Origin of the sequence: Nocardia abscessus, assembly GCF_015477775.1 — a bacterium.
Taxonomy (GTDB): Bacteria; Actinomycetota; Actinomycetes; order Mycobacteriales; family Mycobacteriaceae; genus Nocardia; species Nocardia abscessus_A.
Genome location: NZ_JADLQO010000007.1, coordinates 242064 through 268032 on the forward strand (window position 1 = coordinate 242064; position 25969 = coordinate 268032).

Below are 25969 nucleotides of genomic sequence, written 5' to 3' on the forward strand. Positions count from 1 at the left end.
ATCGGATCCACCGTCCGCCGCGCCCGTCGTGCACGCCGTCGAAAATCGGTGGTGGCGTGGCCGCGTGCGGCGGTACGGTGACGCGACCTCGGAGGCCGATGGTCCACCGAACCCGAGAGGAGTGGTTTATGTCCCGGCGAGCGCCGAGCGCGCCCCATCGTGTGGATTCGAACGACCCGTTCGGTCACGCCTGACCAAGCCGGAACGCCGTCGGCATCGTCGAGGCGCGCTCGGTCTTCTCCTGCTGCATCAATCACCGCTCAGTGAGGAGTACCCGGGTGTCGAGCAACACCTCTTCGTCTCATCGCGGTCCCAGCCCGTCGCTGCGGACCGACACTTTCACCTGCGTGCGCTGTGGGCTCGTCGTATCGACGCTCGGGCCCGACAGCAGCAGGCGCAACCACTGCCCGAGCTGCTTGAATTCGCGGCACACCCGCGACCAGGTCGGTGGCGGCCCGTCCGACTGCGGGGCGCGCATGGCTCCGCTCTCGATCGCCGTGTCGCGCGGCGGCGAGTGGGCTGTGGTGCACCGATGCACCGGCTGTCACGAACTGGCGCTGCACCCGGTGTCCGGCGACGACAACCAGCTGATCTTGATGCGCATCGCCGTTCGACCGTTGGCCGAGCCACCGTTCCCACTCGAAATATTCGCGGATCTGTGAGGCGCGCGTCATGCCACGAAGGAAAGCCGAGCGGCGCCGCCCGCAACGTCCCAAAGAGGTACTGCACGGGCACGGTGGCGAATCCGGCGATATTTTCCGCTGCGTCGGCTGCCGAAGGGAGATCCCGGTGCGTGCGCCCGGCACCGCGCACCGCAATCACTGTCCGCACTGTCTGGCCAGTAGGCATGTCGATCAGCGAGTGCCGGGTGACCGCGCCGCCGAATGTCGCGGGCGGATGGCAGCGGTGAGCATGTCGTCGCGCGAAGACGGGGAATGGCTGCTGGTGCACCAGTGCGTGGCCTGCGGCCGCGTCCGGGCCAATCGCATCGCGGGCGACGACGACGCGATGGCGCTGATACGCATCGCGTTGCGCCCGCTGTCCGATCCACGCCTGGGCAGGCGGGTGCTGCTGTCGCTGTGACCGGCGCCCTCGGGCCGAGTCCTGCTCGGCCCGAGGGGCACCGGCTCAGACCGCGGTGAACCGGGTCGGCAGCGCTTCCAATCCGCGGATCACGACATTCGGCTTGTAGGGCGGGGTGTCCGACAGCAATTCGATGTCGCGGACCCTCCGCAGCACCACCTCGAGCAGCACTTCCATCTCCAGCAGCGCCAGCGGCGCACCGAGGCAGTAGTGGATGCCGAGGCTGAAGCCGAGGTGCTTCTTGGCGGGATTCATCGGATCGGCGTACCGGGCGACGTCGATGCGATCGGGATCGGTGTAGGCCGCGTCGTCGCGGTTGGCCGAGTTGATCAGCACCACCACGCCCTCGCCCGGTTCGAAGTCGTGACCGGCCAGCGTGATCGGGCGGGTCGCGGCGCGCGTGGTGATCTGCACCGACGGCTCCAGGCGCAAGAGTTCGTCGGGGGCCGAGGCCACCAGTTCCGGGCGCTTGCGCAAGGTGTCGATCGCTTCGGGGTTGCGCATCAACTGCAGCATGCCGGTGCCGATCAGGTTGGCCGTCGTCTCGTGCCCGGCCACGAACGTGGTGATGCAGGTGGCCAGCAACTCCTGTTCGGTGAGCACGTCTCCCCGGTCCTCGACCTGGGACAGCGCACTGAGCAAGTCGTCCTTCGGATCGCGGCGGCGTTCGTTCAGCAATTGCCGGAAGTAGCCCATGAATCCGCGTGAGGCCGCGCTGCGGGCTTTCAGCGACTCCTCGGGCAGCGTGTAGTCGTGGTCGAAGCCGCGCGCCAGATCCTGCGACCACCGGTGCACCTGGTCGTAGGCGTCCGGCGGCACGCCGATCAGCTCGCACGCGATGATCAGCGGCAGCGGGTAGGCGATCATCTCGACGAGGTCGAATTCGCCCGCCTCCAGGGCTTTGTCGACCAGTTGCTCGGTGAGCTCCAGAATCCGCGGACGCAGCCTGGTCACCATGCGCGGGGTGAAGCCCTTGGTCACCAGGTTGCGCAGGCGGGTGTGGTCCGGCGGCTCCATCCACAGGAACGAGGTGGGCAGTTCTTCGGGCGCGTCCTCCGGCGACACCGTGGGATGCATCATCGCCGCCTCCTCCGCGTGGCTCCACGCGGTGGTCGACAGGACGGCGGCGCAGTCGTCGTAGCGAGTGAGCACGTAGTGCCCCAGCGGGGTCCGGTGCAGTCTGCCCGCCTCGCGCAGCACCCGGGCTGGGGCGTAGGGATCGGGCCTGCCTTCAGGTCCGAAGAGCTGGGCCAGGGCGGTCTGGATGGCGGAATCCTGTTCCGCGACAGCCGTACCCGCGGTTGACGAGTCCATGTCTCGTGGTCCCTCCTTCACGGAGCACCTGGTCGATGCTGCCGGTCGTTCGAAACGGTCAGTGATCGGAATGGATGCGGTGGCCCGGGTCCGGCGGCGATGACGAACCCGGCGCCCGAACGGCTCCCGGACCGGTGGCGCTGATTCCGGGTGCGCCGGTCCGCGAGCGCCTGGGCAGCAGTACTCGTCTCGCCATCGAGGGGTGCAGCAGTGCCGTCGGCGGTTCGACCAGGTTCGCCACCCGCAAGAAGGTCCGCGACACCTGCGGGTCGACGTGCGCGGCGCGATGAACGCGGGCGACGTAGGCGTTGGTGAGGCGCGTGCGCACCGTACGCGGCCCGGCCACACCCGGATGCGCGAGATCCGCTCCGGCCGACAGTTGCCAGGCGACATCGAGTGCCTTGTCGGCCGCCGCGTAGAACCGCGCGGGCAGGTCGGGCGTGTGTCCGCCCGCGCGCAGACAGGCGCGCAGCGCGACGGCCTGCTGCGCGGCGACCGCCATGCCCTGGGCATAGAGCGGGTTGAAGCTGCACAGCGCGTCACCGAGCAGCACGAATCCGGAAGGCATCGCCGCACGATGCCGGTAGCGCCTGCGCACCGGAGCGCGGAATCGGTGCGCCACCGCGTCGCCGAGCGGTTCGGATCGCGCGATCAGTTCGAGGATGTCCGGCGCGGCGAGGGAGGCGGCGAAGCGGGTGAATCCGTCCGGGTCGGTGGGCGGATGGTCGCCGAGGATTCCGGCCAGGGTGACGTGCCAGCGATCGCCTTCCACCCGGACCGCGCCGCCGCCGCGCCCGTTGGCGCCGGTCGAGATGATCACCGACGAGTGCCCGTCGAGCTGGCCTTCGATCCGCCGGTAGAACTGTGAGGCGTAGCCGAGGTCCACCTCCAGCCGCTGCTCGTCCGGTGGCTCGGCGCCGAGCGCGGTGAGCCACACCGCGGCCCGGGAGCCGCGGCCGGTGGCATCGATCACGAGGTCAGTGGCGTGTGTCTCGACGCCGGAGTCACCGTCCACGGACACCGCGCGCACACCACGCGCGTCACCGACCAGCCCGCGCGCGGTTCCCGCCACGAGCCGCACCCCGGTCGACGCCGAAGTGCGTTCGCGCAGTATGGATTCCAGCAGCGGGCGGGTCGCGATCAGGGACGTGAGCCCGGTGGACGCCTGCGCGGCCCGCAGTCCGCCCACATACCATCGGGTTCCGACCAGGGCTTCGGCCCGCGTCGCACCGCGGGCGGTCATCTCGTCGGTGAATCCGGGGAACAGTTCCTCGATGACGGTGCGGCCACGATCCAGCAGCCCGTGCAGGTGCCGGGCTTGCGGCACGCCTTTGCGCATGCCCTCGGCGTCGAAGCCGTCCCGCTCGAAGACCGTGACACGGTCGAAATGGTCGGCCAGCACCCGGGCCGCCAGCAGCCCGGCGACGCCCGCGCCGAGCACGACCGCGTGCCGTGTCGCGTTCACAACGTCACCGGCAGCGACACGATGCCGCGGTGGATCAGGCTCGGCCGGTACTCGATCGCGTCGGTCGCCGGTGCGAGCTTCGGAGCGCGAGCCAGCAGCGCGCCGATCGCTGCCTCGGCCTCGATCCGCGCCAACGGCGCACCCACGCAGTAGTGGATGCCGAGGCTGAAACCGAGATGCTTGCGCGCCGGGCGATTTCCGGCGTAGCGGGTGACATCGAAGCTGTCCGCGTCCGGATACACCCGGTCGTCCCGGCTGGCCGAGGCCGTGAGTACCACGACCCCGTCACCACGCCGGAACCGATGCTCGCCGACCGTGGTGTCGGCCAGTGCGACGCGAATGGTGAACTGGGTGGGGGCGTCGTAGCGGAGCATTTCGTCGAGCGCGGGCGCGATCAGCTCGGGGTTTTCCCGGAGCAGGGCGATTTGGCCGGGGTTGCGCAGCAGCGCCAGCATGCCGTTGCCGATCAGATTGATCGAGGTTTCCATGCCGGCCACCAGGGTGAGCAGGGCCATGCCGATCACCTCCGGCTCGGTCAGCCGATCGCTGTCCGCGGCGGCGGCGACCAGGGCGCTCAGCAGGTCCGGCGTCGGGTTCTGCTTCTTCTGCTGGACCAGCCGGGCGAAGTACCCCATGCACTCCATCGCCGCCGCGGTGCGGGCGGTGACATCCTCCGCGCCGAGCAGCGAGTCGGGGTCGCTGCCGCGCGCGATGGCCAGCTGCCATTCCCGGAACTTCGCGCCGTCGGCCGGGTCGGCGCCGAGCAGCCGGACCGGAACCATCGCGACCGCCAGCGGCACGGCCAAACCGTCGAGCACGTCGAGTTCGCCACGCACGAGCGCCGCGTCCACGATCTCCCGCACCACCTGCCCGGCGACCGGCGCCATCTCGGCCATCAGCCGCGGGGTGAACGCCTTCGCGACCAGCTTGCGGTAGCGACCGTGCTCGGGCGGATCCATCCGGACGAACGAACCGGGGATCGCGGCGGTGGTGTCGCGGAACGGACTGATCCCCGCCGCGTAGCCGTGCCCCCAGTCGGCGCCGGTCAGAATCGCGGCGCACTCCTCGTAGCGGGTGATCAGAGTGACCGGCACGTCGCCGAACGCGTACGGGACCAGCGCCGCCGCGTCCCGCACCCGCCGGTAGGCCGGATACGGGTCGGCGCGGGCGCTCGGGTCGAAAGCATCGAAGGTCACGTCGGCGGGCGTAACGGTGTTCATCGGGCCTCCATCCGGACACGCAGTTGCGACATGCCGCGCACGACCACGTTCGGCCGGTACGGCGGTTCCTCGAGCAGGGACAGCGACTCGACTCGATCGGCGATCGCCCGCAGCACGGTGCGCATCTCCAGCCGGGCCAGCGGCGCACCGAGGCAATAGTGCAGACCGAGCCCGAAAGACAAGTGCCGCTCGGCTTTTCGACCTCGCGCATACCTCGCGATGTCGAACTCGTCGGCCCGGGGGAAGGCCGCCGGATCGCGATTGGCCGACGCGAGCAGCACGATCACCGCCTCGCCCGGCGCGAACGTCTTTCCGGAGACGGTGATCTCCTCGTGCGCGGTGCGCGTGGTCAGGTGCACCGGGGCGTCGTAGCGCAGCACCTCGTCCACCGCGGGTTCGGACAGCTCGGGAAAGCTGCGCAGCCGCTCGAACTGTTCCGGGTGGCGGATCAGCGCGAGCACACCGTTGCCGATCAGGTTGACCGTGGTCTCGTGCCCGGCCACCACGAGGATCAGCAGGGTGCCGAGCAGTTCGGTGCGGGTGAGCCGGGCGCCCGCGTCGTCGGCCTGCACCAGTGCGGTGATCAGATCGGCGCGTGGCGCGTGGCGGCGCTGTTCGACCAGCTCGCCGAAGAATTCGAGGAAGGCGTGCACCGCGTGGGTGCGCGCGTCGAGTTCCTGCTTCGACAGCAGCACGTCGGGGTCGAGGCCGCGCGCGATGCTCGTGGAGATCTCCCGGACGTGCTCGTGCGCCTCGGCGGGCACGCCGAGCAGCTCGCACACCATGGTCAGCGGCAGCGGGTAGGCCAGCGCCTCGAGCACGTCCACGTCGCGCTCGGCGAGCATCTTCGCCATCAGGTCGTCGACCAGTCGCTCGGCGCGCTCCCGCATGCCGCTGACGGTGCGCGCGGTGAACGCCTTGCTCACCAGCCCGCGCAGGCGGGTGTGCTCCGGCGGTTCCATCCAGAGGAACGATCCGGGCAGTTCCACCTCGCTGTCGCCGTGCAGCAGATCCGGTTCTTCGGCGTGGCTCCAGCGCGGGTCCTGCATGATCGCCTGCGCCTCGTGGTGGCGGGTCACCAGGTGGGTGTCGTGCGGGCCGGGTACGAACGGGCCCGCCGCCCGCAGCACGCCGTAACTGCCGTAGGGGTTGTGCCGCATATGCGAAGCGACGCTCTCGACGACCGCCAGCTGGACCGGGGTCGATTCCTCGACCGCGGAATGCTCGGAACTCACCGGCGACTCCTGAATAGAAATGGACGCGGCGCGGAAAAGGGCATACCATCCGCCGGATCGCTGCGGACAATTCCGGGACGCGAAAGAAATTTCTCGTCCATCGTGGTGCTCGCCACCGGCCCGGCGCGGCGGCGATTACCCGTTCCTATCGCCCCATAGCCGAATACTTTATCGCGCAAATCGATCGGCTGATCGGCCCTGTTTATCGCCGGCGTCAATTCACAACGAGTTCAATGCACCGTCATAATTCACTGTTGTCGTGGCAGGTATGAATTCCGCGGAATCAGCCGTGACGCTGCACGGCCGCCTCGCCGAGATCGCCGCCGCCCACCCCGCGGTGGCCGCCACGTTCTGGTCGGTGTCGCAAACCGTGGACTACGCCGAGCTGCACCGGCTGTCCCTGGTAGCGGCGACGGCGCTGGTCCGGCACGGCGTGCGGCGCGGCGAACCGGTGGGCGTCCTCAGCCCGAACGCCCCCGAGTTCCTCACCTGCCTGTTCGGGGTGACCGCGGCGGGCGGCGCCGCCACTCCCCTCCCGCTGCCCGCCGGCGCGCGGGCGGCGAGTGGCTACCCGCAGAAGCTGGCGGCCGTCATCGCGGCGGCGGGCATGCGCACCGTCCTGGTGTCGCACCGCTTCGCCGATCTGGCCGCGCTGCTGAGCGACGCTCTGGACGTCGAACTGATCGACAGCGCAACGCTTTTCGAATCGGGCACGCCTGCGGACCGAGCCCTTCCCGCGCTCGGGTCCGACGATCCGGCCGTCATCCAGTTCACCTCCGGCAGCACCGCGACACCCAAGGGCGTTCGCCTGACCCACCACAACGTGCTCAGCGGCCTGGCGGCGATTCGCACCGGAATCGAGTTGAGCCTGGAGGACCAGGGCGGGTTCTGGCTTCCGCTGTTCCACGACATGGGCCTGTTCGGCACCCTCTCGGCCATTCTGCGCGGCATTCCCGCACACGTGTGGTCCCCCATCGCGTTCGTCAAGGACCCGGCGCGCTGGCTCGGCGAATTCGCCGCCAGCGGCGCCACCATCACCGCGATGCCCAATTTCGGCTACGAGTCGCTGCTGGCCGCCGTGCCCGCCGACCGGGTGCGCGACTACGACCTGAGCCGCTGGCGGATCGCCTTCAACGGGTCGGAGCCGATCTCCCGGGACATCGTCGTCGCGTTCGGCGAGCGTTTCGCGCCCGCCGGATTCCGCCCGGCGACCATGTTCGGCGTCTACGGCATGGCCGAAGCCACCCTGGCGGTCACCTTCCCCCCGCTCGGCCGGGAACCCGTCTTCGAGTGGGTCGATCGGGCGAAACTGTCGGATGACGCGGTCGCACAGAGCGTTTCACCGGAGGCGCCGGGCGCTCGGCCGGTCGCCGGAGTCGGTTCGCCGGTACAGCGGCTGCGTTTGCGCGTCGTCGCCGCCGACGGGGACCGTCCGCTGCCCGACGGCGAAGTCGGCGAGATCCTCATCCAGGGCGACGCGGTCACCGACGGATACCTCACCGCCGACCCGTCGCGAGTGGCCGGGCTGTTCGCCGACGGCTGGTTGCGCACCGGTGACCTCGGATACCTGCGCGACGGCGAGCTTTTCGTCACCGGCCGGTGCAAGGACATGATCACCGTGCGCGGCGTGAACTACTACGCCCAGGACGTCGAGGCGGCCGTGCGCGGCCTCGACGGTGTGTACAAGGGCCGGTGCACGGCGGCGATCGACCCGGACGGCGCGGACGTGATCGCGCTGATCGCCGAGTCCGAGCGCACCGGAGCCGACGCCGACGCGCTGACCGCGGCGATCCGCGCCCGGATCTCCGCCGAACTCGGCCTGGCCGCGGTGCGCGTCCACCTGGTCGCGCCGCGCAGCATTCCCCGAACCAGCAGCGGCAAGCTCCAGCGGCTCGCCGCCCGCGATCTCATCACGCACCGCCGGTAATCCCGACCGAACTGGAGTCCTTCGTGCACAGCTATGACGTCTTCCGCCACTACGAGCGCCTGCATTGGAAGCTGGCCGACCTCGATCTCGACGCCGTCGACAAGTCCTTGGTCCGTCCCGAGTACATCACCCTCGCCAAGAGCGCGACGATGGGCGAGTCCAATGTCATCGCCGCGGTGCACGGGTTCATGAACGAGTTCGTCGACGACTACGACTTCTCCACGTTCGCGGTGGTGTGGGGCTACCAGGAAGTGCAGCACCACTACGCGTTCCGGTCCTGGCTGAACGCGCTCGGCGAGAGCGTGGACGACAAGGCCGTCGACTCGATGCGCGAGCCGTACGCGCCGGGCACCACCCCCTCGGCGACCCTGGCCACCAACATCATCTCCGAGCTCACCGTCAACCACATCTACCGCGCGGTGGCGAACTGGGTCGAGGAGCCCGTGCTGAAGGGGTTGCTGCTCAACGCCGGTCGCGACGAGGCGGGCCACGCGCGCGAGTTCATCCACTACGCCACCGAGCGGCTGCGGCGCCGTCCCGAGGAGCTGCCCTCGGTGCTGGAGACCCTGTACGTGTACAGCTCCGAGGCCAAGATCAAGCACCCGGTCAGCACGTTCAAGGCCGGCATCAGCGAGCTCGGCGACCACGAGACCATCGACACCGGGTTCGAACTGTTCCTCGAGCAGGTCGCCGCGGAGGGTGAGCTGGACGTGCTGCACGACAAGGTCCGTCGCACCTTCGGCAACATGACCGGACTGGATCTGTCCAGCAACGCCAAGGTTCGCCGGGCCCTGGCCGACGCGATCGCCTGACGCATGGACCACGACAACGCCTTCTGCGAGGACACCGGGCACGGCGGGGTGGACACCGTCCGGGTGCCCTGGTCGGTGATCCCGGACTACCGCTGCTTCGGCTGCTCACCGCACAACACGACGGGTCTGCGCCTGCGTTTCACCCCGCATCCGGACGGGCTGCAGGCCCGGTTCCGGCTCGGGCGCGAGTTCGAGTCCTACCCCGGCGTCGTGCACGGCGGATTGACCGGCGTGATCTGCGACGAGGTGATGGGCAACCTGATCGTCCTGGCTCGCCACCACCCGGCGTTCACCGTCACGCAGCGCACCCGATTCCTCACACCACTGCTCGTGGGTCGCGAATACCACTGTGTCGCGACATTGTCCGGCGCCGAGGACGACCGCCCGATCCAGGCGTCCGCGGAGATCCGTGACGCCGACGACCTGGTGTGCGCCAGCTCCACCGCGGCCTACCAGCCGTTCGCGCTCGACGACGTGCGCCATCAGCTCACCCTCGGCGACGACGAGGTCGCCGCGCTCTCCCACGCCCTGTCCACCGGCACCGCCCTCGCACCGAACGGAGTCCACTCATGACCACCATCCACACCGCCGACGACATCCTGCGCACGGTCACCGAAATCGCCACCGCCGAGACCGGCATCCCGGAGGCGGAACTGCGTCCGGAGCTGGACCTGCGCGGCATGGCGGGCGTCGACTCGGTGCGCGTGCTGCGCATGGTCGCCAAGATCGAACGCACCTACGACATCGAACTCGAGGATCAGGACGTGTTCGGCCTTTCCTCGCTGAACGACGTCGTCACGGTGGTCGGCAAGGCGCTGCGCGAGGCGGCGGCGTGACCGTCACCGACCAGCCGGTCACCGCCGACACCAATCAGCACTACGACCTCGACCCGGACGTCTTCGGCCAGTTCCTCGACCCGCTGCGCAAGTACAGCTCGGCGCTCTACGAGTCCGAGTCCGACACGCTCGAGCAGGCGCAGCGGCGCAAGCTGCGATTCGTGGCCGACCGGCTCGGGGTGACCGGCGGCGAACGCCTGCTGGACGTCGGTTGCGGGTGGGGCTCGCTGATCCTGTTCATGGCCGCGGAATTCGGCTGCGAGACAACGGGTGTCAGCCCGGCGCCGCGCCAGCACGAGTACATCGCCGAGCAGGCGCGCGTCCGTGGTCTCGCGGATCGGGTGCACACCAGGGTCGGTCACTTCGAGCGGCTGGACCTGCCGCCGCGCGGATTCGACGCCGTGACGCTGCTCGGCTCGATCGTGCACATGCCCGACCTCGGCGCGATCTTCCGCCGGGCTCGCGCGGTGCTGCGGCGCGGCGGCACGCTGTATGTGTCGGAGAGCTGCTTCCGCAACGCCGCCGCGCGCACGGCGTTCGACGCCAAGGACGGCACCGAGTTCGTGCGCGAGGACATCTTCGGGTGGGGCGATCTGCGTCCGCTCTCGGACCTGGTGACCGCCGCCGAGGACGCGGGATTCTCCATCATCGCGGTGGACGACCTCACCGAGCACTACCGCCGCACCATCGACGATTGGATCGCAGGCGTCGACGCGGCCGCCGAACGCATCGACACGCATGGGCCGGGCTTGGCCGCGAAGCTGCGGCACTACCTGGAGATCGCGAACGCCGGATGGGGTTACACCACCAAGCACTACGCGCTGACCTGCCGGAACGCCCGCTGAACGGGAGGAGCGAGAGATGAACATCGAATCGGCGCTGATTCCCGTGGACGAAGTCGTGGCGGCGGTGGACGGATTCCTCGCGGCGTCGCCCGCCACACGGGCCTGGGACGTGGAGACCGCGTTCGACTGGTCCCGCGCCGACGCGGGCAGGCTCACCGAGGGCCAGCGGTCGGCGGTCCAGTTCGTCACCCTCATCGAGGACCACCTGCCCGGCTACTTCGACGTCTACCACCGCTATTTCCCGGTGGACGACACCGTCGGCCGGGACGCGTTCATCCACAACCGCGAGCTCTACCACTTCACCGTGCGCTGGGCACTGGAGGAGGACACGCACGCCCGCGCGCTGACCCGCTACCAGGAGGCGTCCGGCATCGCCGAACGCGGTGCGCTGCGCACGGAACTCGCGATCGAGGGGCAGAAACCGTTCGACCTGCCGTACCGGCACCCGGTGCAGTTCTTCGCCTACGCGCTGGTGCAGGAGAAGGCGACGCAGATGTACTACCAGCACCTGCGCGAGGTGGTGAACGACCCGGTGCTCGCGGCGGTGCTGGCGCGGCTGTCGCGCGACGAGGCGCGGCATTTCAGCTTCATGGCCGACGTGGTCGGCCGCTACCTCCGCGTCCAGGGCGACGCCACCGTGGAGCCGATCCGCGAGGTGATCGCCACCTTCCGCATGCCACTGGCCGACACCATGCGCGGCTACTGGCGGTGGGCGCTGAAGATCGCCGATGTGGCCGCCTACGACCACACCGAGGCCTACGAGCACCTGGTGAAGGTGATCGACCGCGCGGTGGACGCGCGCAGCGATCGCCTCGACGAACTGGTGCGCTTCATCGACGAGTGCCGATCGCTGGCGTGAATCCGGAACGCCGCAGGGCCCTGTCCCCGGACGAGTTCGGGAACAGGGCCCTGCGCGGCGTTCAGTTCTCGGGCTGCAACACCAGGATCGTGGTGGAACCGTGCGCGATCAGCTTGCCGCCCGCGTCGGTGATCCGGCCCTCCGCCGTCGCGGTGCGCCGTCCGACGTGCACCGCGTTGGCCTCGCAGGTCAGCCGCGAGCCGTCCAGCGTCACCGGCCGGATGAAGTTCACCTTCAGCTCGAGCGTCGTATAGGCCACGCCGTCGCCGAGTTTCGTGAAGACCGCGCTGCCCATCGCCGTGTCCATCAAGGTGGCCAGCACCCCGCCGTGCACGGTGAACATGGCGTTGATGGTGGCCGGGTTCGGGTCGAGGTAGTACCGGGTGTAGCCGTCGCCCGCCGTCTCCAGTCGAATGCCCAGAGACGCGCCGACGCCGAGATTCTCGCGAAGCCCCCGCTCGAAAACCGTGGTCAGTTCGGTGACACGGGACGCCACGGTCCCGTTGGCGTGAGTGTCGATGCTGGTCATGGCTTTTCCTCCCTGGCGAACGTTGCCCCGCTATTCGATCAGCACCCGATGAACTCCAGCCGACCCCACTCGATTGCATACCGTGTTTCGATCGGCCGATAGGACGTGCGGCCCGGGCGGTTCCGCCACTCTCGATCACCCGCCTGGTACCGGACGACCGGCTCTCCGTCTGACCTTCTCGTTCCCTGCCCGGCCCACGCGTCGATGGTCCGATTCGGCTCGGACCCGATAGCCGCTCCACACCGCTGGACGGCGGCTGGGAGGCCGGAGCGAATCGGTCCCCAGAGCGAGAACGGTTCCGGTTGCCGCGAACCGGGTGGTGACGCTGCCGCACGCGAAAACGGACAAAAACGGAGTGCGTCCTCATTGCCAAGCTGTAATAGCTCGAGGATTACTGGAGAAGCCGGGTTACGACAACGTCGGCGTAGCACCATCTTTCAGCTCACGTCTCCGCCGGAGGGCAGCCCCATGCCTACTATCGCGTCGCTTTCACCGGCTTCGGGGCCGGCGTCCGGGGGCAACAGCGTGGTGGTCACCGGCACCGGGTTCCGCGGCGCAGGCCCTTTGACCGTGCGATTCGGCACGGCCGCCACCACCTTCACCATCGACTCCGAAACCCGGATCACGGCTGTCGCCCCCACCGGAAGCGGGACGGTGCAAGTCACCGTCGCCGCACCGCTGAGCGGCACCAGTAACGCACTGCCCTACACCTACGTGGCAGTTCCCTCCCTGACCTCGATCGGTCCCGTCCAAGGGCCGTCCGGGACCACGGTCACCATCAACGGATCCGGGCTCTCCGGCGTGACGGCGGTGAATTTCGGTGGCACTCCCGCGCCTTCGTTCACTGTCGGGTCCGGGACCCAGATCACCGCGACGGTTCCGCAGGGGACCGGCATAGTTCCGGTGACCGTCACGTCCCAGGCCGGAACGAGCAACCCACTGCTCTACACCTATATCCCGTCTCGCCCCACCATCACATCGCTGTCACCGTCTTCGGGACCGGCAACCGGCGGCAACAGCGTGGTGATCACCGGCACCGAATTCATCGGCCCCACCACCGTGCGGTTCGGCTCGACCGCAACCACATTCACCCTCGAGTCCCCGACGCGGATCACCGCGATCGCTCCGCCCGGGACAGGTGATGTGCAGGTCACCGTCACCACAGCGGGCGGTACCAGCAACGGGGTGGCCTACACCTATCCCGCCGCGCCGTCGCTGAGCTCGGTCAGCCCCGTCTCCGGCCCGGCGGCGGGCGGCAACACCGTCGTCCTCACCGGTACCGGGTTCGGCGCGACCACCGCGGTGAAGTTCGGTGTGACCGCGGCGAGATCGTTCACCGTCGTCTCCGGCACCCGCATCACCGCCGTAGCACCGGCCGGAACCGGTACGGTCGCCGTCACCGTCACCAACCCCCGAGGCACCAGCAACGGGATCGCCTACACCTTCGTCGCCGCACCCACTCTCGCCTCGGTGGCACCGGGCTCCGGACCCGAAATGGGCGGCAATACCGTCGTTCTCGCAGGAACCGGGTTCACCGGTACCAGTGCCGTCCGCTTCGGCGACAGGCCCGCGGCCTCCTTCACGGTGGTCTCCGCCACCGAGATCAGGGCCGTCGCGCCCCCAGGTACCGGCACGGTCGACGTCACCGTCACCGCGATCGGTGGCACCAGTAACCCGGCGCCCTATACCTACGTCCCGGTACCGGCACTCGCCGCGGTGGCGCCGGGCTCCGGACCCGAGACCGGCGGCAACACGGTCGTCCTCACCGGAACCGATCTCACCGGCACGACCTCGGTCGTGTTCGGCGCCACCCCGGCGATCGCTTTCGTGGTGGAATCGGACACCCGGATCAGCGCCACGGCCCCCGCGGGCACCGGGACCGTCGATGTCGCCGTCACCACCGACGGAGGCGCCAGCAACACGGTGGACTACACCTTCGTCGCGGCGCCTACCCTCGCCACAGTCGTCCCCGACGACGGCCCGGAGTCCGGCGGGAACACCGTCACCCTGACCGGCGCGAACCTGGCCGGCGCCACCGCCGTGCATTTCGATCGGACACCCGCGACCTCCTTCACCGTCGTCTCCGACACCCGGATCACCGCCGTGGCGCCCGCCGGGACCCCGGGGCCTGTCGTCGTCACGGTCACGGCCACGGGCGGCGACAGCAACGGGCTGCTCTACACCTTCGTCGCCGCACCGGCTCTCGTCTCGGTCGCACCGGGCTCTGGTCCCGAGACCGGCGGCAACACCGTGGTTTTGACCGGCGCCGACCTCACCGGCACGACCGACGTCATGTTCGGCGCTACCGCCGCGATCGCGTTCGTGGTGGATTCCGACACCCGGATCAGCGCCACAGCGCCCGCGGGGAGCGGGACCGTCGATGTCTCCGTCACCACCAACGGTGGCGCCAGTAACGCACTGGCCTACAACTACGTTCCCGCACCCGCGCTCACCTCGATCGTGCCCGGCTTCGGCCCGGAGACGGGCGGCAATACCGTCATCCTCACCGGCAGCGGTTTCACCGGCGCTACGGCCGTGCGCTTCGGCGCGAACACCGCGATCGCCTTCACGATCGTCTCCGACACCCAGATCGCCGCCGAAGCGCCTGCCGGAACCGGCCCGGCCTTTGTCACTGTCACCTCCGCCGGTGGCGAAAGCAGCCCGGTGAGCTATACCTATGTCCCGGCACCGGTACTCGCCTCGGCGGCACCGGGCTCCGGCCCCGAGACCGGCGGCAACACAGTCACCCTCACCGGCACCGGATTCACCCGCACGACCGCCGTCACCTTCGACGGGACACCCGCCACATCGTTCACGGTCGTCTCGGATACCGAGATCACCGCGACAGCCCCTGCGGGGACCGGCACGGCCGACGTAACCGTCACCACGGCAGGCGGCACCAGCGACCCGGTGACCTATGCGTACGTTCCGGCGCCCACGCTCGCCTCGGTGGTACCGAGCTCGGGGCCGCAGACCGGCGGCAACACCGTCACCCTCACCGGCACGAGACTCACCGGCACGACCGCCGTCACCTTCGACGGGACACCCGCCACATCGTTCACGGTCGTCTCGGATACCGAGATCACCGCGACAGCCCCTGCGGGGACCGGCACGGCCGACGTAACCGTCACCACGGCAGGCGGCACCGGCAACACGGTGGGCTACACCTACGTCCCAGCGCCCACGCTCGCTTCGGTGGGGCCGGACTCGGGGCCGCAGACCGGCGGCGACACAGTCGATTTCACCGGCACCGGATTCACCGGCGCGACCGCGGTCGACTTCGATGGGGCAGCGGCGGTTTCGTTCACCGTGGTCTCCGACTCCCGGATCACGGCGATCGCGCCCGCGGGGTCCGGGTCGGTGGAGGCCACCGTGACCACAGCCGGCGGCACCAGCAACCCCGTGGCCTACACCTACGTCCCGGCGCCGGCGCCAGCCGCGGCGGTGCCCGACTCAGGCCCGGAGACCGGCGGCAACACCGTTGCCTTGACCGGTACGGGATTCACCGGAGCCACCGCCGTGCACTTCGGTACCACCCCGGCGACCTCGTTCACGGTGGTGTCGGATACCGAGATCACCGCGGTCGCACCCGCGGGTACCGGTACCGCCGCGGTCACCGTCACCTCTGCCGGCGGAGCAGGCAACGGCGTCCTCTACAGCTTCGTCCCAGCACCTGCCCTCGCCTCCGTCGAACCCGGCTCCGGGCCGGAAACCGGCGGCAACACCGTCGTCCTCACGGGTACCGAGTTCACCGGGGCAACCCGGGTCGATTTCGGTGGGACAGCCGCGATCTCCTTCACTGTGCTGTCGAACACCGAGATCAGCGCGGTCGTCCCCGCGGGGACCGGCGCGGTCGACGTCACCGTCGGCACTCCGGGCGGCACCAGCGGCAGCGTCCGCTATGCCTACCTCCCGGCACCATCGCTCACCACGGTGACATCCGGCTCGGGACCCGAAAACGGCGGTAACACAGTCGATTTCACCGGCACCGGATTCACGGACGCGACCGCGGTGCACTTCGGTGCGAACAGGGCGGTTTCGTTCGCCGTGGTGTCCGATTCGCGGATCACAGCGATCGCGCCTGCCGGGGCCGGGGCGGTGAACGCCTCCGTGACCACAGCCGGCGGCACCAGTGACCCGATGACCTATGCCTACATACCGGCTCCGACGCTCGCCGGTGTGACGCCGCGCTTCGGGCCGGAGACCGGCGGCAACACTGTCACCCTCACCGGCTCCGGGTTCACCGGAACCACCGTCGTCCGGTTCGGCACCACACCCGCCACCTCGTTCACCGTGGTCTCCGACACCCAGATCACCGCCGTCGCACCCGCGCGCACCGGTATCGCCGCCGTCTCCGTCACCACACCGGGCGGAATCAGCAACTTCGTGGCCTATGCGTTCGTCCCGGTGCCGACGCTCGTCAGCGTGACCCCTCGCTTCGGCCCCGAGACCGGCGGCAACACCGTCACCCTCACCGGCACCAACCTCAACGGCACTGTCGCCGTCCGCTTCGGCGCCACACCCGCCACCTCGTTCACCGTCGTGTCCGACACCCAGATCACCGCCGTCGCACCCGCACGCACCGGCACCGCCGCCATCACCGTCACCACCCCGGGTGGCACCAGCAACTTCGTCGCCTACGGATACACGCCCCTCCCGACGCTCACCAGCGTGGCCCCACGCTTCGGACCGGAAACCGGCGGCAACACCGTCACCCTCACCGGCACCGATCTCACCCGAACCGTCGCCGTCCGCTTCGGCGCCACACCCGCCACCTCGTTCACCGTGGTCTCCGACACCCAGATCACCGCCGTCGCACCCGCACGCACCGGCACCGCCGCCATCACCGTCACCACCCCGGGTGGCACCAGCAACTTCGTCGCCTACGGATACACCCCCGCACCGACACTCACCACGGTCACGCCCCGGTTCGGGCCGACGACGGGCGGCAACACCGTCACCCTCAACGGCACCAACCTCACCCGAACCACCGCGGTCCGCTTCGGCACCACACCCGCCACCTCGTTCACCGTCGTGTCGAACACCGAGATCACCGCGGTCGCACCCGCGCGCACCGGCACCGCCGCGGTCACCGTCACCAGCCCGGGCGGTACCAGCAACGGTGTCACCTACACCTTCGTCCCGGCACCGACCCTCGCCGCGCTGGTCCCTGGCTCGGGACCGGCGAGCGGCGGCAACACCGTCCTCCTCACCGGCGCCAATCTCACCGGAACCACCGCGGTCACCTTCGGCGGCACACCGGCGAGCTCCTTCACCGTCGTGTCGAACACCCAGATCAGCGCCGTCGCTCCCGCGGGCACCGGCACGATCTCGGTCACCGCCAGGACGCCGGGCGGCACCAGCAACGGCGTGTCCTACACCTACCTTCTCGTTCCCGCCCTCGTCTCCGCCGTGCCGAATTCGGGTCCGGTGGAGGGCGGCAACACCGTGCTCCTCACCGGCGCCAACCTCACCGCTGTCACCTCGGTTCGTTTCGGTGCGGTCCCGGCGGGCTCGTACAGCGTCCTGTCCGATACCCAGATCAGCGCCGTCGTACCCGCCGGGACCGGAACGGTGTCGGCCACCGTCGTCTCACCCAACGGCACCAGTAACGGGGTCCTCTACACCTACGGCGGCGCCCCCGCCCTCGTCGCGGTGGTCCCCGGCGCGGGGGCCCGAGCAGGCGGCAACACGGTCGTACTCCAAGGCGGCAACTTCACCGGGACGATCGCGGTGAATTTCGGCGCCACCGCGGCGACGTCCTTCACCGTCGACTCCGATACCCGGCTCACGGCCGTCGTTCCGGCAGGCACCGGCGTAGTGCCGGTCACGGTGACCAACGCGGTCGGCACCGGCAACGCGGTTGCGTACACCTACCTCGGAACCCCGAGCCTCACCTCGGTCGACCCGAACCAGGGTCCCGCCTCCGGTGGCAACACGGTCACCCTCACGGGCACCGAGTTCACCGGAGCCACTGCCGTCGATTTCGGTGGGACAGCGGCGATCTCCTTCACCGTGGTGTCGAGCACCCAGATCAGCGCCGTCGCACCCGCCGGAACCGGCGCGGCGAACGTCTCCGTCACCACACCGGGTGGCACCAGCAACAGTCGTTCCTACGCCTATGTTCCGGCACCGGTTCTCGACGCCGCGGTCCCCGGCATCGGGCCGGAGACCGGCGGCAACACCGTGGTTCTGACCGGCGCCAACCTCTCCGGCGCCACCGCGGTGCGTTTCGGAGCGAACGCGGCGGTGGCCTTCACCGTCGTGTCGGCTACCGAGATCAGGGCGGTCGCACCGGCGGGCACCGGTACCGCCGCGGTCACCGTCACCACGACGGGGGGCATCAGCAACGGCGTGTCCTACAGCTACGTCCCGGTACCGAGCCTCACCGCGGTGGTTCCGAATCCGGGTCCGGAGACCGGCGGCAACACCGTCACCCTCACCGGCACCGGATTCGCGACCGCGACAGCGGTGAACTTCGGTGCGGCCCCGGCGATCTCGTTCACGGTGGTGTCGGATACCACGGTCACCGCGGGCGCACCCGCGGGTACCGGCACGGCCGCGGTCACCGTCACCACTGCGGGTGGGGCCAGCAACGACAGCGTCTACACCTATGTCCCGGCGCCGACTCTCGCCTCGGTGGTTCCCGGTGCGGGACCGGTGACCGGTGGCAATACCGTCACGCTCATCGGCGCCGGATTCACCGGCACGACCGCCGTCCGCTTCGGCGCCACACCCGCCGCCTCCTTCACCGTGGTATCGGACACCGAGCTCACCGCGGTCACTCCCGCCGGTACCGGCACCGCCGCGGTGACCGTCACCGCCGTCGGCGGCACCAGCAACGGCGTCTCCTACAGCTTCGTCCCAGCACCGGTACTCGCCTCGACCGTCCCCGGCTCCGGACCGGAGACCGGCGGCGACACCGTCAGTCTCACCGGCACCGGATTCGCGACCGCGACCGCGGTGAACTTCGGTGCGACCCCGTCGATCTCGTTCACGGTGGTGTCGGATACCGAGATCAGTGCGGCGGTCCCTGCCGGCACCGGCCCGGTCGGTGTCACGGTCGCCTCCCCCGGTGGCACCAGCAACCCCGTGACCTACAGCTACGTCCCCGCACCGGCACTCGCCTCGATGGTCCCGGACTCCGGACCGGAGACCGGCGGCAACACCGTCACCCTCACCGGCACCGGATTCGCGACCGCGACCGCCGTGAACTTCGGTGCAGCCCCGGCGATCTCGTTCACCGTGGTGTCGGACACCGAGATCACCGCCGCCGCCCCCGCGGGCACCGGTACGGCCGCGGTCACCGTCACCACCATCGGCGGCGACAGCAACGACGTCCTCTACCCCTACACCCCGGCGCCGGTGCTCGCCTCGGTGAACCCTGGTTCCGGAGCGGAGACCGGCGGCGACACCGTCACCCTCACCGGCACCGGATTCACCGGCGCGACCGCCGTCCGCTTCGGCGCCACACCCGCCACCTCCTTCACCGTGGTGTCGGACACCGAGCTCACCGCGGTCACTCCTACCGGTACCGGCACGGCCACAGTCAGCGTCACCGCCGTCGGCGGTACCAGCAACGGCGTCTCCTACAGCTTCGTCCCAGCACCGGCACTCACCTCGACCGTCCCCGGCTCCGGACCGGAGACCGGCGGCGACACCGTCACCCTCACCGGCACCGGATTCACCGCCGCGAGCGAGGTCACCTTCGGCGTCGCCGCCGCGGTCTCCTTCGGCGTGGTCTCCGATTCCCGGATCACAGCGGTCGCACCGTCCGGGATCGGTCCGGTGGATGTCGTCGTCACCAGCGCCGGCGGCAGCAGCGCCGGCGTCCGCTACACCTACGTCCCGGCACCGGCCCTCGCGTCGGTGAACCCCGGTTCCGGAGCGGAGACCGGCGGCGACACCGTCACCCTCACCGGCACCGGATTCACCGGCACGACCGCGGTGAATTTCGGCCTCACCCCGGCGACGTCGTTCACGGTGGTCTCCGACACGCAGATCACGGTGACGGCCCCGGCGGGTACCGGCACGACCGCGGTCACTGTCACCACCGCGGGCGGCACCAGCGGCGGCGTCCTCTACACCTATGTCCCGGCACCGGCGCTCGCCTCGAGCGTGCCCCGCTCGGGACCGGTGACCGGCGGCGGCACCGTCACGCTCACCGGTACCGGATTCACCGGCACGACCGCTGTCCGCTTCGGCGCCACACCTGCCGTGTCCTTCACGGTGGTGTCGGATACCGAGGTCACGGCCGTGGTTCCCGCCGGAACCGGCACGGCCGCGGTCACCCTCACCACCGCGGGCGGCACCAGCAACGATGTCGCCTACGCCTACGTCCCAGCACCCGCCCTCGCCGCCGTCGATCCCGGCTCCGGACCCGAAACCGGCGGCAACACCGTCACTCTCACCGGTACCGACCTCACGGCGACAACCGCTGTGCGTTTCGGCGCCGTGCCCGCGTCGTTCACGGTCGTCTCCGACAGCGAGATCAGCGCCACCGTCCCTCCGGGAGCCGGTACGGTCGGCCTCACCGTCACCACGGCCGGTGGGACGAGCAACTCGGTCCGCTATGCCTACGTCCCGGCACCCGTCCTCGCCTCGGTGGCCCCCGACTCGGGTGCGACGTCCGGCGGCAACACCGTCATCCTCAACGGGACAGGATTCACCGGCGCGACTGTGGTGAATTTCGGTGCGAACACCGCGATCTCCTTTGTCGTGGTCTCGGATTCCGAGATCAGGGCCGTGGCGCCCGCCGGGATGGCCGGGACCGTCACCGTCGCCGTTGTCGCGACCGGCGGAAGGAGCAACCGCGTCTTCTACACATACGTGCCTGCACCGGCCCTCGCCTCGGTGGTCCCCGGCTCCGGGCCCGCCACGGGCGGAAACACCGTCACCCTCGACGGCACCGGGTTCACCGGCGCGACCGCCGTCCGTTTCGGCGCGATCCCGGTGACCTCCTACACCGTGGTCTCCGACACCCGGATCACCGCGGTAGCGCCCGCCGCGCCCGCCGGGCCGGTCGCCGTCACCGTCGCCACCGCGGGTGGCACGAGCAACAGCGTGCTCTACACCTACGTCGCCGCGCCCACGCTCACCTCGGTCGTCCCGAGTTCGGGTCCGACCACCGGCGCCGACACCGTCGTCCTCACCGGCACCGGTTTCACCGGCGCTACGGCCGTGCGCTTCGGCGCGAATACCGCTGTTTCCTTCAGCCTGGTCTCGGATTCCCTGATCAGCGCCGTTGCGCCTGCCGGCGGCGCGGGAACGGCGCCGGTCACCGTCACCACTGCCGGCGGCACGAGCAACGGAGTCTCCTACGCCTATGTCACCGCGCCTACCCTCGTCTCCGTCGCCACGCACTCGGGTCCGGCCGCGGGAGGCACCACCGTCGTCCTCACCGGCACGGGTTTCACCGGAGCCGCCGCCGTCCGCTTCGGAACCGTCTCCGCGACCTCTTTCACGGTGATCTCCGAAACCGAGATCGCCGCCGTCGCTCCCGGTCGGCCCGCCGGACCGGTCGCGGTCACCGTCACCGCCCCCGGCGGCACCAGCAACGGCGCCGTCTACACCTACGTCCCCGCACCGGCGATCGCTGCGATCCACCCGAACCAAGGGCCCGTCTCCGGCGGCACCACCGTCATCCTCACCGGCACGGGATTGACCGCAGCGAGCGCGGTGCGTTTCGGCACGACGACGACGCCCTCGTTCACCGTCATCTCCGACACGCTGCTCCGGGCGACGGTGCCCGCCGGGAGCGGCGTCGTCAGCATCACCGTCACGACCCCAGGTGGCACCAGTAACGGCGTCCCCTACACCTACCTCGGCGGATAGGTCACGGATCACGCGACGATACTCGTCCGTCCGTCCGTCCGTCCAGCCTGGCCCGACCGACCTCGCCGAAGCACTCGCCGACGCCGGTAGGCAGGCTCCGCGAATCAGGAGAGCGATCGTTGCCGGGCTTTCCGGGGCACGGTTACTCGCGAGCCCCGCTTCGCGCGGTGCCCGAATCGCGACGGGCGTGCTCCGCCACCCAGACGCCGACGCCGATCGCCCCGGCCACCGGCCACGACACCACCCCGGTGACCGCGGCCGCCCCGAGCCCGCCGAAGTAGAGCAACGACTCCCGATCCGGCACCCCTTTGCGCACCGCCGCGGTCGCCGACGCGACACCGCCGGCCACGGTGCGCGGCCCGGGCGGAAGCGGGACGCGCGCCATCCGTACCCCGAGAGTCGGAACCGGGACGGACAAACCGGCGCGCTTGGTGGTCGGGGGCGGCGATGCGGTCTCGGTGTCCGGCCCCGAACGCGCCGTCTCAGGTGCCCCGGAGCCGGATGCGCGGACCTTATGGCTTGCTGACTTGGACATGACCGCTCCTTCCTTCGTCCTGAACCTCGTCGCTGTGTATGTGATCCAGCCAAGCCGGGCTCGCCCCGCGTCGCAACCCCTCAGGGTCCGGATGCTCGCGACGGCAGCGACTGTGGCGCATACGGACGTTTCGTCGACCGTCGCACGGCTACGAACACGCCGCGGATCGCATCCAGGTCCGCAACGCGGCCGAGACTTCGAACCGAATCGACGAACCTGACAATGGCTATAAGGTTGCTGAGTTCCACGATACCGCGAAGAGAACTGTCAGGATTCGCAGTTCTACCGCACGTGAATGGGCTATTTGACGCATTCCGGTCTAACCCGTGGATGTCGCTGGTAATTTGCTGGCGGTACATACGGATTCAGCCAACCACTCGACGAATGCGGCGAACTACCCCTGGAGGTCAAGGTCGTGACTCGTCCGTTTCTTCGTAACCTCGCCAGACGGCGCATCGGTTCGGCCCGCGCCCTCGGTGCGATCGGCGGTATGGCATTCACGCTGCTGCTGGCGACGACGGCAACCGCGGAGCCGATATATCCGCTGCCCGATCCAGACCCGTTCTACGCGGCCCCGGCCAATCTGGCGGCGCACCGACCAGGTGACGTGCTCGAAGTGCGGCCCTTGCCGCCGCTTGCCTCCTTCCCCGGCGCCGCCGTCAGGCTGGTCGAGTTCCGTTCCACCAATTCGCGGGGCGCGCCGATCGCGGCGACCACCACGATCGTCACCCCCGCCTTCCATCGCCCCGGCATGCCGCTGCTGTCGTATCAGCACTTCATCAATTCGCTCGGCACCGGCTGCGCGGTATCGCACCTGCTCTACGCGAACGATTTCAACCTGTCGATGGCGACCCCGATGTTGAACGTGCTGCTGCAACAGGGCTGGAGTCTGGCGCTGCCGGACCATCTCGGACCGCAGTTCGCACTCGGAGCCGGGCGTTTGGGCGGCCAGATCACGCTCGACGGCGTCCGTGCGGCGAGGCAACTGCCCGAACTCGCCGTCGAGCACAGCCCGGTGGCGCTGGCGGGCTACTCCGGCGGCGGTCTCGCCACGGCCTGGGCGGCCGCGCTGCAGCCGTCCTACGCGCCTGACCTGCGGCTGGCGGGCGCGGCGATCGGCGGCGCCCCGATGAACCTGGTGGCGATGGCGGAGGGGCTGGGACTCAATCCGCACCCGGCCTTCGGCTTGGCCATGGCGGCGGCGATCGGCCTGGAGCGGGAGTACCCGGACCGGGTGCCGATCAGCCCGAATCTCAACGCTCGCGGCCGCGCGCTGCGTGACGCCATGGCCAACAGTTGCACCAACGACATCCTCGCCATAGGCGCGGGCGGCAGCGCGCGCGATTTCGTGGACAGCACCTCGGTCTTCGACACGCCCGACGCTTGGTCGGTGGTGGAGGAGAACAGCGTGGAGCTCTACGGCGGCGCTCCGCAAACCCCGATATTCGAATGGCATTCGCCGAGCGACCCACTGATTCCGATCAAGGCCATCGACAACACCGCGGGCCGCTGGTGCTCGGCCGGGGTGCCGGTGCAGGTGGTGCACGTGCCCGCCTTCGACCATCTGTCCGCGGCGGCCATGGGCGCCCCCGCGGTGGCGGCGTGGCTCGAAGGCCGGATTCGTGGAGAGCCCGCGCCGTCCAACTGCTGACGAATCCAGAGGACGAAGAAACAGCCGGCGCACACACTGTCCGACGCGCCGGGCGGGGAGGGTGCAGCCCATGTGGCCACCCTCTCCACCCATCTCGTAGATCGCTCACGAATCTCGCCGGCGAGCCAAGGAGCAGACATGCGTGTCGTCGTGGTCGGTGCCACCGGAAACGTGGGAACGAGCGTGCTGGAGACGCTGTCGGCCGAAGCAGGGATCAGTTCGATCGTCGGCATCGCGCGGCGCGTGCCGGGCAAGCTTCGTGACGGCGTCGAATGGGTGCGCGCGGACGTGCGAACCGACGACCTCGAATCCCATTTCCACGGCGCCGACGTCGTAGTGCATTTGGCTTGGCTGTTCCAACCCACCCATCAGCCCTTGGTCACTTGGCGCGCGAACGTCGGCGGCACCGAACGGGTGCTGCGGGCTGTGGCCGCGGCACAGGTTCCCGCTTTGGTCTACGCCTCGTCGGTCGGCGCCTACTCCCCGTGTCAGGACGACGAGCCGGTGCCGGAGAGTTGGCCGACCGATGGATGGCCTCCTGCCGCGTACATGCGCGAAAAGTCCTATGTCGAACGACTTCTGGATCGTTTCGAGGCCGAGGAGCCGGATCGGCGGGTGGTTCGCATGCGACCGGGATTCATCTTCCGGCGGGAGACCGCCAGCCAGCAGCGACGTCTGTTCGCCGGGCCCCTGCTACCGAATCGCCTGCTCCGGCCCGGACTCCCGCCGATCCTGCCGATTCCGCGCGGCCTGCGATTCCAGGCGGTCCACAGTGCCGACATCGGCCGCGCCTACGCCCTCGCCATCACGACCGACGCGCGCGGACCGTTCAATCTCGCCGCGGAACCGGTGATCGACCGCGCCCGGTTGGCCGAGGTGTTCGAGGCTCGGGTGGTGTCCGTGCCGCCCGCGGTCGTCCGCGCCGCGCTCGCCATGGGATGGCACGCGCGGACCTTGCCCGCCGCGCCGGACCTGTTCGACGGTGTGATGCATCTGCCGATCCTGGACACCGGGCGCGCGCGAGCCGAATTGGGTTGGACGCCACAATTCACGGCGGTCGAGGCACTCCAGGACCTGCTCTCCGGTTTACGCGCGGGGGCGGGCGAGGACACCCCGCCGCTGGCTCGCGACGCGGGCGGACCCTGGCGATGGCGCGAGTTCGCCTCCGGTGTGGGCGGCCGAGAGCTAGGAGTCGGCTAGCTCTTCGGCCGAATCGTGGCCCGCGGCGGCGGCGCGGCGGAGGAAATCCGCGATGAGCTCGAGTTCGGCGTTGCTGTAGCCGTCGCACAGATGGTCCATGCGTCCGTTCATTCCGGCGAACAACCCGTACAGCTCCTGGTTGCGCTCACGCAGCGCGACGACGGCGACCGCGCGCCGGTCGCCTGCGGCCGGGTCACGCTCGCGGGCGACCCAGCCGCCGCGCTCCAATCGGTCCAGAATGCCGGTCAGCGTGGCCGGATGCAGAGCGGCGCGGCGGGCCAGCGCGCTCGGTGTCAGCGGGCCGTACCGATTGATCAGATCCAAGCAGGCCCAGTCGGCGTCCTTGAGTTCCACCTTGCTGCCGAAGCGGCGGTTCAGTACGGCGAGTTGACCGTTCAGCTCGCGCAGCGCGTCCTTGACGGCGTTGGACAGCCGACGATGCTGCCGGTCGGCCGCTTCGCTCACGATGTGACCCTCCTGCATTTCGTATGGATTCCATATCTTACGTCGTCAGGTAGTCGCGGCCCGTTGCGCACACGCCGCCGCCGCCTGGGCCGACAGTGTTACGAAACTCATATCAAATGAACTTCGAACTATGTAATATGAGTTTCGTAATATCTGCCA

18 protein-coding genes are annotated in these 25969 nt (G+C 69.6%); 11 read left to right on the top strand and 7 right to left on the bottom strand.

From position 1 onward, the window contains the following. Positions 1–347: 347 nt before the first annotated feature. Complete coding sequence (locus IU450_RS20140) at positions 348–662, top strand: RNHCP domain-containing protein (RefSeq protein ID WP_324197747.1); 315 nt, start codon at positions 348–350, stop codon at positions 660–662. 10 nt (positions 663–672) lie between these two features. After that, a complete protein-coding gene (locus IU450_RS20145) occupies positions 673–1083 on the top strand; it encodes an RNHCP domain-containing protein (protein ID WP_195151296.1) in 411 nt (136 codons plus the stop codon). 45 nt (positions 1084–1128) lie between these two features. On the opposite strand, the gene IU450_RS20150 is transcribed toward IU450_RS20145, so the two are convergent. The 4 genes from IU450_RS20150 to IU450_RS20165 are packed head-to-tail and all read right to left on the bottom strand — an operon-like array spanning position 1129 to position 6317. Then, complete coding sequence (locus IU450_RS20150; RefSeq protein WP_195151297.1) at positions 1129–2397, bottom strand: cytochrome P450; 1269 nt, start codon at positions 2395–2397, stop codon at positions 1129–1131. Positions 2398–2455: 58 nt separating this feature from the next. Beyond that, a complete protein-coding gene (locus IU450_RS20155; RefSeq protein WP_195151298.1) occupies positions 2456–3862 on the bottom strand; it encodes an FAD-dependent oxidoreductase in 1407 nt (468 codons plus the stop codon). After that, on the bottom strand, positions 3859–5082 hold the full coding sequence (locus tag IU450_RS20160; RefSeq protein WP_195151299.1) for a cytochrome P450: 1224 nt from the start codon (positions 5080–5082) through the stop codon (positions 3859–3861). Before IU450_RS20160 ends, IU450_RS20155 begins: the two co-directional genes overlap by 4 nt. Continuing rightward, on the bottom strand, positions 5079–6317 hold the full coding sequence (locus IU450_RS20165; RefSeq protein ID WP_195151300.1) for a cytochrome P450: 1239 nt from the start codon (positions 6315–6317) through the stop codon (positions 5079–5081). The genes IU450_RS20160 and IU450_RS20165 overlap by 4 nt, the downstream gene beginning before the upstream one ends. A 268-nt stretch (positions 6318–6585) precedes the next feature. On the opposite strand from IU450_RS20165, the gene IU450_RS20170 reads away from it, so the two are divergent. The 6 genes from IU450_RS20170 to IU450_RS20195 are packed head-to-tail and all read left to right on the top strand — an operon-like array spanning position 6586 to position 11596. Then, entirely contained in the window at positions 6586–8244 is a 1659-nt protein-coding gene (locus IU450_RS20170) for a fatty acyl-AMP ligase (protein WP_195151393.1), read from the top strand. Positions 8245–8267: 23 nt separating this feature from the next. Continuing rightward, entirely contained in the window at positions 8268–9056 is a 789-nt protein-coding gene (locus IU450_RS20175; RefSeq protein ID WP_195151301.1) for a ferritin-like domain-containing protein, read from the top strand. A gap of 3 nt (positions 9057–9059) precedes the next feature. After that, the gene (locus IU450_RS20180) at positions 9060–9629 is read left to right on the top strand and encodes a PaaI family thioesterase (RefSeq protein ID WP_195151302.1); all 570 of its coding nucleotides are present in this window, start codon (positions 9060–9062) and stop codon (positions 9627–9629) included. Beyond that, complete coding sequence (locus IU450_RS20185) at positions 9626–9892, top strand: acyl carrier protein (protein ID WP_195151303.1); 267 nt, start codon at positions 9626–9628, stop codon at positions 9890–9892. The genes IU450_RS20180 and IU450_RS20185 overlap by 4 nt, the downstream gene beginning before the upstream one ends. Then, the gene (locus tag IU450_RS20190) at positions 9889–10737 is read left to right on the top strand and encodes an SAM-dependent methyltransferase (protein ID WP_195151304.1); all 849 of its coding nucleotides are present in this window, start codon (positions 9889–9891) and stop codon (positions 10735–10737) included. The genes IU450_RS20185 and IU450_RS20190 overlap by 4 nt, the downstream gene beginning before the upstream one ends. A gap of 16 nt (positions 10738–10753) precedes the next feature. Beyond that, positions 10754–11596 (top strand): acyl-ACP desaturase, encoded by an 843-nt coding sequence (locus IU450_RS20195; protein WP_195151305.1) that lies wholly within the window; start codon positions 10754–10756, stop codon positions 11594–11596. A 61-nt stretch (positions 11597–11657) separates the two neighbouring features. Here the strand turns inward: IU450_RS20195 and IU450_RS20200 are convergent, their stop codons facing one another. Beyond that, a complete protein-coding gene (locus IU450_RS20200) occupies positions 11658–12125 on the bottom strand; it encodes a PaaI family thioesterase (protein WP_195151306.1) in 468 nt (155 codons plus the stop codon). Between the two features lie 468 nt (positions 12126–12593). Between IU450_RS20200 and IU450_RS39820 the strand changes: the two genes are divergently transcribed. Then, the gene (locus tag IU450_RS39820) at positions 12594–21959 is read left to right on the top strand and encodes a beta strand repeat-containing protein (protein ID WP_228834827.1); all 9366 of its coding nucleotides are present in this window, start codon (positions 12594–12596) and stop codon (positions 21957–21959) included. Positions 21960–22101: 142 nt separating this feature from the next. Here IU450_RS39820 and IU450_RS20260 read toward each other — a convergent pair whose 3' ends face one another. Then, entirely contained in the window at positions 22102–22494 is a 393-nt protein-coding gene (locus tag IU450_RS20260) for a hypothetical protein (protein WP_195151307.1), read from the bottom strand. Between the two features lie 490 nt (positions 22495–22984). Between IU450_RS20260 and IU450_RS20265 the strand changes: the two genes are divergently transcribed. Together IU450_RS20265 and IU450_RS20270 are read left to right on the top strand one after the other, a co-directional pair. Further along, on the top strand, positions 22985–24145 hold the full coding sequence (locus IU450_RS20265; protein WP_195151308.1) for a lipase family protein: 1161 nt from the start codon (positions 22985–22987) through the stop codon (positions 24143–24145). Between the two features lie 138 nt (positions 24146–24283). Next, positions 24284–25345: an NAD-dependent epimerase/dehydratase family protein gene (locus tag IU450_RS20270; protein ID WP_195151309.1), complete on the top strand. Its 1062-nt coding sequence runs from the start codon at positions 24284–24286 to the stop codon at positions 25343–25345. On the opposite strand, the gene IU450_RS20275 is transcribed toward IU450_RS20270, so the two are convergent. Then, a complete protein-coding gene (locus IU450_RS20275) occupies positions 25331–25810 on the bottom strand; it encodes a MarR family transcriptional regulator (protein WP_324197743.1) in 480 nt (159 codons plus the stop codon). The genes IU450_RS20270 and IU450_RS20275 overlap by 15 nt on opposite strands. Between the last annotated feature and the right edge of the window lie 159 nt (positions 25811–25969).

Excerpts from the sequence above, each read along its gene's own strand:
- IU450_RS39820 (WP_228834827.1), top strand. The coding sequence starts at position 12,594 with ATGCCTACTATCGCGTCGCTTTCACCGGCTTCGGGGCCGGCGTCCGGG.
- IU450_RS20270 (WP_195151309.1), top strand. The coding sequence starts at position 24,284 with ATGCGTGTCGTCGTGGTCGGTGCCACCGGAAACGTGGGAACGAGCGTG.
- IU450_RS20185 (WP_195151303.1), top strand. The coding sequence starts at position 9,626 with ATGACCACCATCCACACCGCCGACGACATCCTGCGCACGGTCACCGAA.
- IU450_RS20170 (WP_195151393.1), top strand. The coding sequence starts at position 6,586 with ATGAATTCCGCGGAATCAGCCGTGACGCTGCACGGCCGCCTCGCCGAG.
- IU450_RS20265 (WP_195151308.1), top strand. The coding sequence starts at position 22,985 with ATGGCATTCACGCTGCTGCTGGCGACGACGGCAACCGCGGAGCCGATA.
- IU450_RS20195 (WP_195151305.1), top strand. The coding sequence starts at position 10,754 with ATGAACATCGAATCGGCGCTGATTCCCGTGGACGAAGTCGTGGCGGCG.
- IU450_RS20200 (WP_195151306.1), bottom strand. The coding sequence starts at position 12,125 with ATGACCAGCATCGACACTCACGCCAACGGGACCGTGGCGTCCCGTGTC.
- IU450_RS20145 (WP_195151296.1), top strand. The coding sequence starts at position 673 with ATGCCACGAAGGAAAGCCGAGCGGCGCCGCCCGCAACGTCCCAAAGAG.
- IU450_RS20160 (WP_195151299.1), bottom strand. The coding sequence starts at position 5,082 with ATGAACACCGTTACGCCCGCCGACGTGACCTTCGATGCTTTCGACCCG.
- IU450_RS20260 (WP_195151307.1), bottom strand. The coding sequence starts at position 22,494 with ATGTCCAAGTCAGCAAGCCATAAGGTCCGCGCATCCGGCTCCGGGGCA.
- IU450_RS20150 (WP_195151297.1), bottom strand. The coding sequence starts at position 2,397 with ATGGACTCGTCAACCGCGGGTACGGCTGTCGCGGAACAGGATTCCGCC.
- IU450_RS20180 (WP_195151302.1), top strand. The coding sequence starts at position 9,060 with ATGGACCACGACAACGCCTTCTGCGAGGACACCGGGCACGGCGGGGTG.